Below are 13,866 nucleotides of genomic sequence, written 5' to 3' on the forward strand. Positions count from 1 at the left end.
GGCGCGGTGCTGTAGTGGCCTGGGACCCGGTATACCGGGCACTTTGCCACTACAAGACCGCGGCAGACGCAAGAAGACCGCGGCAGACGCCGACCTGGGCAGGCCACGACCTCGGCGACCCGGCCAGCAACCCCAGCCGCCAACTGCCTCTCCGATCGCTGCCCTGTCGGTCGGCACCATCAGCGACCAGCAACCCCAAAGGGGCACCCCGCACAGATCACCGCCTCGATCCGCACGAGCAAGCCGCCGAACGACTGTCCCCGCTCGCTCGTAGGGTGGGAGCGTGCCCAGCCCAGCGTCGTACCGCCCCGAGCCGGGGTCGATCCCGACCCGGCCGGGCGTCTACCGATTCCGGGACTCGCGCGGCCGGGTGATCTATGTCGGCAAGGCCAAGAGCCTGCGCGCCAGGCTGTCGTCGTACTTCCAAGACATCGGCGCGCTCCATCCCCGCACCGCCACCATGGTGACCACCGCGGCCAGTGTGGAGTGGACGGTGGTCGCCACCGAGGTGGAGGCGCTGCAGCTGGAGTACTCCTGGATCAAGGAGTTCGACCCCCGCTTCAACGTCAAGTACCGCGACGACAAGTCCTATCCCTGGCTCGCGGTCACGGTGTCCGACGAGTTCCCTCGGGTGATGGTGGGTCGTGGCGCCAAGCGGAAGGGCACCCGCTACTTCGGGCCCTACAGCCATGCCTGGGCGATCCGAGAGACCGTGGACCTGCTCCTGCGGGTCTTCCCGATGCGGTCGTGCAGCAACGGGGTCTTCAAGCGCTCCGGGCAGATCGGCCGGCCCTGCCTGCTCGGCTACATCGACAAGTGCTCCGCGCCCTGCGTCGGCAACGTCACGGTCGAGGAGCACCGTCGGATCGTCGACGACTTCTGCGACTTCATGGCCGGCAACACCTCGTCGTTCGTGCGCCGCATCGAGCGGGAGATGTACTCCGCCTCCGACGAGCTCGACTTCGAGCGTGCGGCGCGGCTCCGCGACGACCTGGGCGCTCTCCAGAAGGCGCTGGAGAAGCAGGCGGTCGTCTTCGGTGACGGCACCGACGCCGACGTGATCGCGCTCGCCGAGGATCCGCTCGAGGTCGCCGTGCAGATCTTCTACGTCCGTGGCGGCCGGATCCGCGGTCAGCGCGGCTGGGTCGCCGACCGGGTGGAAGAGGGCGGCACCAGCGAGCTGGTGGAGGACTTCCTCCTGCAGCTCTACTCCGCAGAGTCCGACTCGATCCCGCGCGAGGTGCTGGTGCCCGCCCTGCCGCCGGACACCACCACGCTCGAGCTGCTGCTCGGCGACCTGCGGGGGAGCCGGGTGCGCATCCGGGTGCCGCAGCGCGGCGACAAGCGGGCGCTGCAGGAGACGGTGGCCAGCAACGCCGCGCAGGCGCTGGCGCTGCACAAGACCAAGCGGGCCAGCGACCTGACCACCCGCAACCGAGCCCTGGAGGAGATCCAGCGCGCCCTCGAGCTCGACGAGGTGCCGTTGCGCATCGAGTGCTACGACATCTCCAACCTGCAGGGCACCGAGGTGGTGGCCTCGATGGTCGTCTTCGAGGACGGGCTGGCCCGCAAGAGCGAGTATCGCCGCTTCGTGATCAAGGGCGTCGACGGGCAGAACGACGTCGCCTCCATGCACGAGGTGATCACCCGGCGCTTCCGGCGGCTGCTCGACGAGCAGGCGCGCAGTGAGACCGCCCTGACCGATGGAGGAGATGGGGCCGCCGAAGGCCCGATGCTGGTCGATCCGGAGACCGGTCGGCCGCGCAAGTTCGCCTATGCGCCGGGCTTGGTCGTCGTCGACGGCGGGCCACCACAGGTCGCCGCGGCACAACGGGCGCTGGACGAGCTGGGCATCGACGACATCCCCGTCTGCGGTCTGGCCAAGCGACTGGAGGAGGTGTGGCTGCCGGATCAGGAGGACCCGGTTATCTTGGCCCGCTCCTCCGAGGGCCTCTATCTTCTGCAGCGCATCCGTGACGAGGCGCACCGCTTCGCGATCACCCATCACCGCTCGCGGCGGTCGAAGACGATGGTCGACAGCATGCTCGACGAGATCCCCGGTCTGGGCGAGGTGCGCCGCAAGACCCTGCTCAAGCACTTCGGCTCGCTGAAGAAGCTCCGCGCCGCCGAGGTCGAGGAGCTCGCCGCCGTGCCCGGCATCGGGCCACGGACCGCGACCGCGATCAAGGAAGCGGTCGAGAGGCACGCCGCGACCCGCAAGACTGTCTCCGTCAACACCGCCACCGGCGAGATCCAGGAGGACCCATGACCACCGAGCAGCGTGGCGAGCTGGTTGTGGTGACCGGCATGACCGGAGCCGGGCGGAGCACGGCCGCCAAGGAGTTGGAGGATCTCGGCTTCTACGTCGTGGACAACATGCCGCCCACCCTGCTCAAGGACGTCGTCCGCCTGGTCGACGAGAGCCGCGGCACCGAGCAGCCCATCGCCGTCGTCGTAGATGTCCGCTCCGGCTCGTTCTTCGACACCCTCAGGGCCAACCTGGCCCAAGGGCTCACCGGGCGCCGCACCACCCTGCTCTTCCTGGACGCTACCGACGAGGTCCTGGTCCGCCGCCAGGAGGCTGCCCGACGCCCGCACCCGCTGCAGGGCGGCGGACGGCTGCTCGACGGGTTGCTGCGCGAGCGAGCGGCGATCGCGGAGCTGCGCAGCACGGCCGATCTGGTCATCGACACGACCAACCTCAACGTGCACCAGCTGACCGACCGCGTCGCCGAGGCCTTCGGCACGCCCGACACCGTCCGGCTGAAGGTGTCGGTGGTCAGCTTCGGGTTCAAGTACGGCATCCCCGTCGACGCGGACTTCGTCGCCGACATGCGCTTCCTGCCCAACCCGTTCTGGCAGCCCGAGCTGCGCCCCTTGACCGGACGTGATGCTCCGGTGGCGACCTATGTCACCGGCCGGCCGGAGGCCAAGCAGTTCCTCGATCAGTACGTCGCTCTGCTCGAGACCGTCGCGGAGGGCTACCTGCGTGAGGGCAAGCGGTTCATGCGCGTCGCGATCGGGTGCACCGGCGGCAAGCACCGCAGCGTCGCGATGACCGAGGCGATCGCGGCGGAGCTGACCGCCCGTGGCCACGACGCGGAGCCCCAGCATCGCGATCTGGGGCGCGAGTGATCGCGGACTCGACCACGCTCGACGCTCGCGTCGTCGCCCTCGGCGGCGGACACGGGTTGCATGCCTCGCTCTCTGCGCTGCGTCGGGTCGTCAGCGACCTGACCGCGGTGGTCACCGTCGCCGACAACGGCGGCTCCTCCGGACGCCTCCGTGGAGAGTTCGGTGTGCTCCCGCCCGGTGACCTGCGGATGGCGCTCGCAGCGCTCTGTGGCGACGACGAGTGGGGCCGCACCTGGGAGCGCGTGGTCCAGCATCGGTTCGGTGGCGCCGGCGAGATGCACGGTCACGTGGTGGGCAACCTGCTCATCGTCGGATTGTGGGACCTGTTCAGCGATCCGGTGGAAGGGCTCGACTGGGTGGCCCGGCTGCTCGGCGCGCAAGGCCGGGTGCTGCCGATGGCGGTGACGCCGATGGACATCCGCGCCGAGGTCGAGGGTGCCGACTCCGACCTCCCGGACACCCGCACGATCGTGCGGGGCCAGGTCCAGGTCGCCACCACTCCGGGTCGGATCGTCAGCATCGACCTGGAGCCAGCCGAGCCCGTGGCCTGCGCCGAGGCGGTGACGGCGGTGCGAACGGCCGACTGGGTGGTCCTCGGCCCCGGCTCCTGGTATACCTCGGTGATCCCGCATCTGCTGGTGCCCGACCTGCACGATGCGCTCACGACGACCGCCGCCCGCGTCGTGGTCACTCTCAATCTGGCCTCCCAAGACGGAGAGACCGAGGGCTACGGCCCGGAGGAGCATCTCGCGGCCCTGGTCGCCCACGCCCCGGCCCTCAAGGTGCACACCGTGTTGGCCGACCCGACCACGGTCTCGGACCCCGATTCGCTGGCCGCGACCGTGGCGTCGTACGGCGCGCAGTTGGTGATCGCCGACGTGGCGCGCGGCGACGGCACCCCACGCCACGACCAAGCCGGACTGGCCGCCGCCTATCGCAGCATCATCGACGGTGCGACATCGACGGTGTGACGGAGGGTCGTTGACGGCCGTGCGAGGATTCACCGCATGGCGATGACGGCACAGGTCAAGGCGGAGCTCGCTGCCACGCAGATCACCAAGACCTGTTGTCGCAAGGCAGAGGTGGCTTCGCTGCTCCGGTTCGCCAATAGCCTGCACCTCGTCGGCGGCCGGATCGTCATCGAAGCCGAGCTCGACACCGGGGCCGCCGCTCGGCGGCTGCGCAAGGACATCGCCGACGTCTACGGCCACCAGTCCGAGGTCGCCGTCGTGCAGGGCAACGGTCTGCGCAAGGGCACCCGCTATCTGGTCCGCGTCACCCGAGACGGAGAGTCGCTGGCCAGACAGACCGGACTGCTGGACAACCGCGGTCGACCGGTGCGTGGGCTTCCGCCTGCCGTGGTGTCCGGGGGTGGCTGCGACTCGGTGGCGGCCTGGCGTGGCGCCTTCCTGGCTCACGGCTCGCTGACCGAACCGGGACGCTCCTCGGCGATGGAGGTCACCTGCCCCGGCCCGGAGGCCGCCTTGGCGTTGGTCGGCGTCGCTCGGCGGCTCGGCATCCAAGCGAAGGCCCGTGAGGTGCGCGGCGTCGACCGGGTGGTGATCCGGGACGGCGACGCGATCGGTGCCCTGCTGACCAGGCTCGGCGCGCACGAGTCGCTGATGGCCTGGGAGGAGCGCCGGATGCGCCGCGAGGTGCGCGCCACGGCCAACCGGCTGGCCAACTTCGACGATGCCAACCTGCGTCGCTCCGCGCGCGCCGCTGTCGCCGCTGGCGCCCGCGTGCAACGGGCCCTGGAGATCCTGGGCGACGAGGTGCCCGACCACCTGAAGCTGGCCGGCGACCTCCGACTGGAGCACAAGCAGGCTTCCCTGGAGGAGCTCGGCCAACTGCATGAGCCAGTGCTCACCAAGGACGCGATCGCGGGTCGGATCCGACGTCTGTTGGCCATGGCCGACAAGCGCGCCGAAGAGCTCGGCATCCCCGACACCGAAGCGTCCCTGACCCCCGAGATGCTGGCCGAGGACGCCTGACCCGCACGGCTTTCGTCAGTGTGTCCAGCGTTACGGTCGACTCCCTGAGACAGCCGGTCAGGAGCGTCCCGGACGGGCGATAGGGTGAGGACGACCGGCACGACGCGGGCCGCCACAAGCGGTGCGATGTGCCTTCACCCACCGGGATCTGAGGAGTCACCGTGACTGTTCGCGTAGGTATCAACGGCTTCGGCCGCATCGGGCGCAACTTCTTCCGCGCCGCACAGGCCTCCGGCGCCGACATCGAGATCGTCGCCGCCAACGACTTGATGGACAACCAGTCCATCGCCCACCTGCTCAAGTACGACTCCGTGCTGGGCGTGCTGCCCGACGACGTCAGCTACGACGACGAGTCCATCACCGTGGGCAACACCCGCGTCCGCGTGTTCGAGGAGCGCGACCCCGCCGCGATCGCCTGGGGCGACGTCGGCGCGGACGTCGTGGTCGAGTCGACCGGCATCTTCACCGACGCCCTGAAGGCCAAGGCGCACATCGACGGAGGCGCCAAGAAGGTCGTCATCTCCGCTCCCGCGAAGAACGAGGACGCCACCTTCGTGATGGGGGTCAACCACACCGACTACGACCCCGCGAGGCATCACGTCATCTCCAACGCTTCCTGCACCACCAACTGCCTCGCCCCGATGGCGAAGCCGCTCCACGACGAGTTGGGCATCGTCCGGGGACTGATGACGACCGTGCACGCCTACACCTCCGACCAGAACCTGCTCGACGGTCCGCACCGCGACCTGCGTCGGGCCCGTGCCGCCGCGCTGTCGATCATCCCGACCTCGACCGGCGCCGCGAAGGCGATCGGTCTGGTCATGCCCGAGCTGAAGGGCAAGCTCGACGGCTACGCCCTGCGTGTCCCCACGCCGACCGGCTCGGCCACCGACCTCACCTTCGAGGCCGGCCGCGAGACCTCGGTCGAGGAGGTCAACGCGATCGTGAAGGCTGCCGCCGAGGGACCGCTGAAGGGCTACCTGAAGTACACCGAGGACCCGATCGTGTCCGCCGACATCGTCACCGACCCGAGCTCGTGCATCTTCGACTCCGGGCTGACCAAGGTGATCGGCAACCAGGTCAAGGTCGTCGGCTGGTACGACAACGAGTGGGGCTACTCCAACCGCCTCATCGACCTGGTGTCGCTCGTCGGCTCCTCGCTGTAGAGGGAGCAGCCTCGTGTCCGGTCTGGAGTCCCTCGGGGACCTGCGGGGCAAGCGTGTCCTGGTCAGGTCCGACCTCAACGTGCCGCTGGCTGGCACGACGATCACCGACGACGGCCGGATCCGGGCCAGCGTCCCGACCATCCGGGCGCTGGCCGACGCCGGCGCCCGGGTGATCGTGACCGCCCATCTCGGTCGTCCGAAGGGGGCACCCGATCCGGCGTACTCCCTGGCGCCGGTCGCGGCGCGACTCGGTGAGCTGCTCGGCCAGCCGGTGGCGTTCGCCACCGACACGGTGGGGGAGAGCGCCGAGGCCACCGTCGCGGCGCTGACCGACGGACAGGTCGCCGTGCTGGAGAACGTCCGCTTCAACGAGGGCGAGACCAGCAAGGACGATGCCGTGCGCGGCGCCTTCGCCGACCAGCTCGCCGCGCTGGCGGACGCCTTCGTCTCCGACGGCTTCGGGGTGGTGCACCGCAAGCAGGCCTCGGTGTACGACGTCGCGCAGCGACTCCCGTCTGCGATGGGCGGTCTGGTCGCCAAGGAGGTCGACGTGCTGCGCCGGCTGACGGTCGACCCGGCCCGCCCCTACGTGGTCGTGCTCGGCGGCTCGAAGGTCTCCGACAAGCTCGGCGTGATCGACAACCTGCTCGGCAAGGCTGATCGGCTGCTGATCGGCGGCGGGATGGTCTTCACCTTCCTCGCGGCGCAGGGTCACGAGGTCGGCAAGAGCCTCCTCGAGGCGGACCAGATCGAGACCTGCCGCGGCTACCTCGAGCGAGCTGCTGCCACAGGAGTCGAGTTGCTGTTGCCGACCGACATCGTCGTGGACACCGAGTTCCCCAGCGCCGACCGGGACCCGCAGCCAGAGGTGGTGCCGGCCTCGGCGATCCCCGCAGACAGCCTCGGCCTCGACATCGGGCCGGCGTCGGCGGCTGCGTTCGCAGCGGCCCTCGCCGATGCCCAGACGGTCTTCTGGAACGGTCCGATGGGCGTCTTCGAGACGCCAGCCTTCGCCGACGGCACTCGTGCCATCGCGCAAGCGCTCACCGCGGTGCCCGGGCTCTCGGTCGTCGGGGGTGGCGACTCCGCGGCGGCGGTGCGCACCCTCGGCTTCGACGAGACCGCCTTCGGCCACATCTCGACCGGTGGAGGCGCGAGCCTGGAGTTCTTGGAGGGCAAGGAGCTCCCCGGCATCGGCGTGCTCGAGCAGTCCGCCTGATCCCTCCGCACCCCGATCCTCGACAGGAAGGTCCCATGGCCACCACCCGAACCCCGCTGATGGCGGGGAACTGGAAGATGAACCTCAACCACCAAGAGGCGGTGGTGCTGGTCCAGAAGCTCGCCTGGACGCTGTCGGACAAGAAGCACGACTACAGCGCCGTCGAGGTGGTCGTGGTGCCGCCGTTCACCGACCTGCGCTCGGTGCAGACCCTGGTCGACGGCGACAAGCTGTCGATCAAGTACGCCGCTCAGGACGTCTCGACCCACGAGGACGGCGCCTACACCGGGGAGATCTCCCCGGCGATGCTGGCCAAGCTGGGCTGCAGCTATGTCGTGGTCGGGCACTCCGAGCGGCGCGAGTATCACTCGGAGAGCGACGAGGTCGTCAACGCCAAGGCGCATCGCAGCCTCGAGGCCGGCATGGTCCCGATCGTCTGCGTCGGTGAGGGGCTCGAGATCCGTCAGGCCGGCGACCAGGTGCCCTACACCCTGGCTCAGGTGGAGGGCTCGCTCGCTGGCTTCAGCGCCGAACAGGTCGCCGGGCTGGTGATCGCCTACGAGCCGGTGTGGGCGATCGGCACCGGCGAGGTCGCCACCCCGGCCGACGCGCAGGAGGTGTGTGGCTCGATCCGTGAGTGGGTCCGTGAGGCGCACGGTGACGCCGCCGCGGACGGCGTACGCATCCTTTACGGCGGCTCGGTGAAGGCGGCGAACGTCGCCGGCATCATGGAGCAGCCCGACGTGGACGGGTGCCTGGTCGGCGGCGCCAGCCTGCAGGCCGACGAGTTCGGCGGGATCTGTCGCTACTACGACATGCCGATCCTGTGATTCCACAGGCCGTGAAGTAGGCTTTGCGACCGTGACTCTCGCTCTCACCACCGTCCTGCTCATCAGCAGCGCCATCTTGGTGCTGCTGGTGTTGCTGCACAAGGGTCGCGGTGGTGGCCTGTCGGACATGTTCGGGGGAGGCATGTCCAGCTCGCTCGGCGGGAGCTCGGTGGCCGAGCGCAATCTCGACCGCTTCACAGTCGGTATCGGCGTCGTCTGGTTCGCCACCATCATCGCCCTCGGGCTGTGGATGGCGCACAAGGGCTGAAAGGACTCCTTCAGTGGCTGGTGGTGGAAACGCTATTCGGGGCAGCCGTGTCGGCGCGGGCCCGATGGGTGAGGCCGAGCGCGGCGAAGCAGCGCCGCGGCAGGCCGTGGCCTACTACTGCTCTCACGAGCATCGCTCGGTGGTGACCTTCGCGGTCGAGGCGCAGATCCCCGAGTCGTGGGACTGCCCCAAGTGTGGGCTCCCCGCCTCGCTCGACTCCGAGAACCCGCCTCCGGCTCCTCGGATCGAGCCCTACAAGACCCATCTGGCCTATGTGAAGGAGCGCCGCTCCGACGCTGAGGCCAAGGACATCCTCAACGAGGCCCTGCAGACCCTGCGCAGCCGCCGCAAGGCCGGCGACATCATCTTCTAGGGGTTCGAGAGGTCCCCGGCCGAGGCCGCGTCGAGGAACCAGACGGTCTCGACCCGCCCGTGCACGCGTGCGGCGGGCAGCGGATCCTCCGCTGACGGGTCGAGAGCTCCCGCGACGGCGGCAGCCTTGCCCTCGCCGCTGGCCACGAACCACACCGCCCGGGAGTGGTTGAGCGCCGGCAGGGTGAGTGAGACGCGCTCCGGGGGCGGCTTCGGCGAGCCGGTCACCCCGACCGCGATCTTGTCCTCGATCTCGACTTGCGGGAAGCCCGGGAAGAGCGAGGCGATGTGGCCGTCCGGCCCGACGCCGAGCATGAGCACCGCGAACTCCCCGCCTCCGAAGGCGCGCACCTCGGTGGAGTACGCCGCTGCGGCCGCGTCGGGGTCGGCCGCCTGATCGCTGGCCGGCACCTCGTGCACCTGGTCTGCCGGGATGGGCACCTGGTCCAGCAGCGCGGCGCGGGCCTGGCCGGCATTGCGGTCGGGGCTGTCAGCGGCGACGAAGCGCTCGTCGCCCCACCAGATCCCGACCCGGGACCAGTCGACGCCCGAGCTGGGCGCTAGCCGGCTGACTTCGTGATGGATGGCATCGGCGATGGTGCCGCCGGTCAGGGCGATCTGCGGCTCCTCACCGGAGGCTTGAGCGGCCACGATGTGGCCCAGCAGCTCGGTCGCCACCCGGGTCGCGAGCGCGCTCGCGTCCGGCAGCACCTCCACGGTGGGCTCGGTCGCTGGTGGTGTCATGAGCGTCTCCTCCCTTGCGCTGCATGCGTCTCCCCGTCCGCGGTCAACTTGACCAGGCGTCGAGCGGTGGCCGCATAGACGTCGTCCTCGTCCAGCCGGCGGAGCTCCTCGGCGAGCAGCTCGGGCACCTGTCGGCGGCGGAGCGCCACCGGTCGGTCGGGCTGACCGGGGGAGGAGAAGGTCGCCAGCTTGCCGTCGGCCCGGGTGATGCTGATGGGGCCTTCACGGGTGTTCATGGTGACCTCGGTGATGCCGGGGCCACCGGAGACCAGGCGCCGCGCCGGCGCCTTGAGCCGGTCGTTCAACCACGCCATCAGCAGATCCGCGCTGGGGCTGATCCGCTCGGCGCGGATCACCACGTCGGTGACCTTCAGCGGCTGCTGGTCCAGAGCGGCGGCGAGCATCGCCCGCCACGGTGTGATCCGGGTCCACGCGAGGTCGGTGTTGCCCTCGGCGTAGGCCGCGCACTGTTCGCGCAGCGCCTTGGTCTTGCCGCGGGTCACGAAGGCGGCGTCGGTGATCCGGCGCTGGCCGAGGCGACCGATCGGGTCCTCAGCCGGCCGATCGGGGTGGTCGCGCGGCCACCACACCACGACGGGGGAGTCGGGCAGGAGAAGGGGGAGGACCACCGACTCGGGGTGTCTGACGACTTCTCCCGAGAGCCTGATCACCGCCGTCTCTCCGCTCCAACCGTCGCCGATGCCGACCTGGGCGTGCACCTGGCTGGGGCCCCGCAGGCTGCCCAGGATCACCCCGAGCACGCGGGCCGGGTGCTCGTGGGAGGCCTGCTTGGCGGCCTCCATCGCCGCGACCGAGGCGTCCTCGTCCACGACGATCACGGTGGTCATCACCATGCCCATGACCGGGCTGCCGGCGCGCGTGCGAGCCCGGACGAACTCCGCGGCGATCTCGGCCGAGTCGGTGTCGGTCAGCTCGGTGATGCGCGCCATCAGGGCCTCCTCCAGGTGCGGCCGTCCCGGGCCAGCATCAGGTCGGCGGAGTGCGGCCCCCAGGTGCCGGACTCATAGGCGTCTGGTCGGCCCTTGCGAGCCCAGTGGTTCAGGATCGGATCCAGGATCCGCCAGGACAGTTCGACCTCCTCGTGCCGGGGGAACAGCGGCGGATCGCCGAGTAGCACGTCCAAGATGAGTCGTTCGTAGGCCTCGGGCGACGCCTCGGTGAAGGAGCCGCCGTAGGCGAAGTCCATCGACACGTCCCGGATCTCCATCGCCGTCCCGGGCACCTTCGACCCGAATCGCACGGTGAGGCCTTCGTCGGGCTGGACCCGGATGACGAAGGCGTTCTGGGTGAGGTCCTCGGTGGCGGCCTTGGCGAAGGGCAGGTGCGGGGCGCCTTTGAAGACCACCGCGACCTCGGTGACGCGGCGGCCGAGCCGCTTGCCCGCGCGCAGATAGAAGGGCACCCCGGCCCACCGTCTGTTGTCGATGTCGAGCCGGATCGCCGCGAATGTCTCGGTAGTCGAGGTCCGAGGGATCCCGTCCTCCTCGAGATAGCCGGGCACCTTGATCCCGCCGGCCCAGCCGGGGGCGTACTGTCCCCGCGCGGTGTGCAGGTCGAGCCGGTTCGGCAGGGACACCGAGGAGAGGACCTTCAGCTTCTCCTGGCGCAGGTTCTCCGCATCGAAGGAGGGCGGCTCCTCCATCGCCACCAGCGCCATCAGCTGCATCAGGTGGTTCTGGATCACGTCGCGAGCGGCACCGATGCCGTCGTAGTAGCCGGCGCGGCCACCGATGCCGATGTCCTCGGCCATGGTGATCTGCACATGGTCGACGTAGTTGGCGTTCCACAACGGCTCGAACATCGCGTTGGCGAAGCGCATCGCCAAGATGTTCTGCACGGTCTCCTTGCCGAGGTAGTGGTCGATCCGGAAGACCGACCCACTCGGGAAGACCTGGCCGATGATGTCGTTCAGCTCGCGTGCGGACTCCAGGTCGTGGCCGAACGGCTTCTCCACGACGACTCGCCGCCAGGAGCCCTCGCGGTGGTCGACCAGCCCGTGCTCCTGCAGTTGCTGGACGACCTCGCCGAAGAAGCGCGGTGGGATGGACAGGTAGAACGCATGGTTGCCGCCCGTCCCGCGCACCACGTCGAGCTCCTCGATGGTGCGCCGCAGCCCCTCGAAGGCGAGGTCGTCGGAGAAGTCCCCGGGGACGAACCGGAAGCCCTCGGCCAGCTGCTGCCAGACCTCCTCCCTGAACTCGGTGCGGGCGTGCTGGCGGACCGAGTCGTGGACGATCTGGGCGAAGTCCTGATGGGCCCAGTCCCGCCGGGCGAAGCCGACCAGGGAGAACCCGGGCGGCAGCAGGCCGCGGTTGGCGAGGTCGTAGATGGCCGGCATCACCTTCTTGCGGGACAGGTCGCCGGTCACGCCGAAGAGCACCATCCCGCACGGCCCTGCGATCCGCGGCAGGCGACGGTCCTGCGGATCGCGGAGCGGGTTGCCGACCATCAGCGGCGGTGCCCGCGGTAGTAGTCGATGAGGGCCTGGGTGGAGGCGTCCTGGCCGGCTCGGGCGTCGGCGTCGCCGGAGACGGCGGGAGCCACCTGCAACGCGAGCTGCTTGCCGAGCTCGACACCCCACTGGTCGAAGCTGTCGATGCCCCACACCACGCCCTCGGTGAACGTGATGTGCTCGTAGAGCGCGATCAGCTGCCCCAACACAGACGGGGTCAGCTCCGGCGCCATGATCGACGTGGTCGGCCGGTTGCCGGTGAACACGCGGGCCGGGACGATCGCCTCCGGTGTGCCTTCGGCGCGCACCTCGTCGGCGGTCTTGCCGAACGCCAATGCCCTCGTCTGGGCGAAGAAGTTGGAGAGCAGCAGCTCGTGCACGTCTACGTCCCCGTCGCCGAGGGCGTACGGCGGGGTGGCGACCGCGATGAAGTCGGCCGGGATGAGACGGGTGCCCTGGTGGATCAGCTGGTAGAACGCGTGCTGACCGTTGGTGCCGGGCTCACCCCAGAAGACCTCGCCGGTGTCGGTCGTGACGGGGGAGCCGTCCCATCGGACGCCCTTCCCGTTGGACTCCATGGTGAGCTGCTGGAGGTAGGCCGGGAACCGCTCCAGCAGCTGGGAGTAGGGCAGCACGGCGTGGGTCTCGGCGCCGAGGAAGTTGACGTACCAGACGTTGAGCAGACCCATCAGCGCCGGCACGTTGGCCGCGAGGGGAGTGGTCCGGAAGTGCTCGTCCATCGCGTGCATGCCGGCAAGGAACTCGGCGAACCGCTCCGGTCCGATCGCGATCACCAGCGAGGTGCCGATCGCCGAGTCGACCGAGTAGCGCCCGCCGACCCAGTCCCAGAAGCCGAAGGCGTTGGCCGGGTCGATGCCGAACTCGGCGACCCGGTCCAGCGCCGTGGAGACAGCGACGAAGTGCTTCGCGACGGCGTCGGCGTCCGGAGCCGTGGCCCCGGCCGCCCGCAGACCGTCGAGCAGCCAGGACCGGCACAGCCGGGCGTTGGTGAGCGTCTCGAGTGTGCCGAAGGTCTTGCTCGACACGATGAACAGTGTGGTGGCGGGGTCGAGGTCGGCGAGGGTCAGGGCGCAGTCGGTCGGATCGATGTTGCTGATGAAGCGGCACTCCAGCCCGTCGAGCAGGTAGGGCCGGAGCGCTCGATAGGCCATCACCGGGCCGAGGTCGGAGCCGCCGATGCCGATGTTGACCACCGTGCGGATGCGCTCGCCGGTCACGCCGGTCCACGCCCCCGACCGGACCCGGTCGGCGAAGGCGTAGACCCGGCCGAGCACGTCGTGCACCTCGGCGACCACGTCCTGCCCGTCGACCTCGAGCACGGCGTCGGCGGGCAGTCGCAGGGCGGTGTGCAGCACGGAGCGGTCCTCGGTCACGTTGATCCGCTCACCGAGGAACATCGCGTCGCGCCGCGCCTCCAGACCGACCGCTGCCGCCAGCTCGATCAGCGCCGCGGCAACGGCGTCGTCGACCAGGTTCTTGGAGAGGTCGACGTAGAGATCTGCCGCCTGGAAGCTGAACCGCTCTACTCGGCCAGGGTCGTCGGCGAACCAGGAACGCAGGTCGGGGGTGAGCTCCCCGGCCAGCTCGTCGAGGCGGATCCAGGCTCGGGTCGAGGTCGGGTCCACCGGCTCGTCGGCCACGGGC

The 13,866-nt window shown here is 69.8% G+C and carries 13 protein-coding genes; 9 read left to right on the forward strand and 4 right to left on the reverse strand.

The window, feature by feature from the left end; genetic code table 11:
* The first annotated feature begins 283 nt into the window (after positions 1 to 283).
* The 9 genes from uvrC to QM714_RS03740 all read left to right on the forward strand — a co-directional run bounded on the left by uvrC (position 284) and on the right by QM714_RS03740 (position 8,985).
* Positions 284 to 2,269, forward strand: coding sequence for an excinuclease ABC subunit UvrC (gene uvrC, locus QM714_RS03700; RefSeq protein WP_415097693.1), 1,986 nt, complete (start codon positions 284 to 286; stop codon positions 2,267 to 2,269).
* Positions 2,266 to 3,135 (forward strand): RNase adapter RapZ, encoded by an 870-nt coding sequence (gene rapZ / locus QM714_RS03705; protein WP_415097695.1) that lies wholly within the window; start codon positions 2,266 to 2,268, stop codon positions 3,133 to 3,135. Before uvrC ends, rapZ begins: the two co-directional genes overlap by 4 nt.
* Positions 3,132 to 4,106: a gluconeogenesis factor YvcK family protein gene (locus QM714_RS03710; protein ID WP_415097697.1), complete on the forward strand. Its 975-nt coding sequence runs from the start codon at positions 3,132 to 3,134 to the stop codon at positions 4,104 to 4,106. Before rapZ ends, QM714_RS03710 begins: the two co-directional genes overlap by 4 nt.
* 36 nt (positions 4,107 to 4,142) lie before the next feature.
* Complete coding sequence (gene whiA / locus QM714_RS03715; RefSeq protein WP_415097699.1) at positions 4,143 to 5,129, forward strand: DNA-binding protein WhiA; 987 nt, start codon at positions 4,143 to 4,145, stop codon at positions 5,127 to 5,129.
* A 161-nt stretch (positions 5,130 to 5,290) separates the two neighbouring features.
* Entirely contained in the window at positions 5,291 to 6,295 is a 1,005-nt protein-coding gene (gap, locus tag QM714_RS03720) for a type I glyceraldehyde-3-phosphate dehydrogenase (RefSeq protein ID WP_415097701.1), read from the forward strand.
* A gap of 13 nt (positions 6,296 to 6,308) precedes the next feature.
* A complete protein-coding gene (locus QM714_RS03725; RefSeq protein WP_415097703.1) occupies positions 6,309 to 7,514 on the forward strand; it encodes a phosphoglycerate kinase in 1,206 nt (401 codons plus the stop codon).
* A 35-nt stretch (positions 7,515 to 7,549) separates the two neighbouring features.
* Positions 7,550 to 8,344, forward strand: a complete 795-nt coding sequence (gene tpiA / locus QM714_RS03730; RefSeq protein WP_415097705.1) for a triose-phosphate isomerase — start codon at positions 7,550 to 7,552, stop codon at positions 8,342 to 8,344.
* Between the two features lie 31 nt (positions 8,345 to 8,375).
* A complete protein-coding gene (gene secG / locus QM714_RS03735; RefSeq protein ID WP_415097707.1) occupies positions 8,376 to 8,612 on the forward strand; it encodes a preprotein translocase subunit SecG in 237 nt (78 codons plus the stop codon).
* A gap of 13 nt (positions 8,613 to 8,625) precedes the next feature.
* The gene (locus QM714_RS03740) at positions 8,626 to 8,985 is read left to right on the forward strand and encodes an RNA polymerase-binding protein RbpA (protein WP_415097709.1); all 360 of its coding nucleotides are present in this window, start codon (positions 8,626 to 8,628) and stop codon (positions 8,983 to 8,985) included.
* Here QM714_RS03740 and pgl read toward each other — a convergent pair.
* From pgl to pgi, 4 genes are read right to left on the reverse strand one after another with little or no spacing between them, the layout of a single operon-like run.
* Positions 8,982 to 9,728 (reverse strand): 6-phosphogluconolactonase, encoded by a 747-nt coding sequence (gene pgl, locus QM714_RS03745; RefSeq protein ID WP_415097711.1) that lies wholly within the window; start codon positions 9,726 to 9,728, stop codon positions 8,982 to 8,984. The genes QM714_RS03740 and pgl overlap by 4 nt on opposite strands.
* Positions 9,725 to 10,678: a glucose-6-phosphate dehydrogenase assembly protein OpcA gene (locus tag QM714_RS03750; RefSeq protein ID WP_415097713.1), complete on the reverse strand. Its 954-nt coding sequence runs from the start codon at positions 10,676 to 10,678 to the stop codon at positions 9,725 to 9,727. The genes pgl and QM714_RS03750 overlap by 4 nt, the downstream gene beginning before the upstream one ends.
* Positions 10,678 to 12,198 (reverse strand): glucose-6-phosphate dehydrogenase, encoded by a 1,521-nt coding sequence (zwf, locus tag QM714_RS03755; RefSeq protein WP_415097715.1) that lies wholly within the window; start codon positions 12,196 to 12,198, stop codon positions 10,678 to 10,680. Before zwf ends, QM714_RS03750 begins: the two co-directional genes overlap by 1 nt.
* Positions 12,198 to 13,862 carry a glucose-6-phosphate isomerase gene (gene pgi / locus QM714_RS03760; RefSeq protein ID WP_415100961.1) on the reverse strand — a complete coding sequence of 555 codons (1,665 nt, stop codon included), beginning with the start codon at positions 13,860 to 13,862 and terminating at the stop codon, positions 12,198 to 12,200. Before pgi ends, zwf begins: the two co-directional genes overlap by 1 nt.
* Positions 13,863 to 13,866 lie beyond the last annotated feature (4 nt).

The organism is Nocardioides sp., from assembly GCF_047602075.1.
Taxonomy (GTDB): Bacteria; Actinomycetota; Actinomycetes; order Propionibacteriales; family Nocardioidaceae; genus Nocardioides.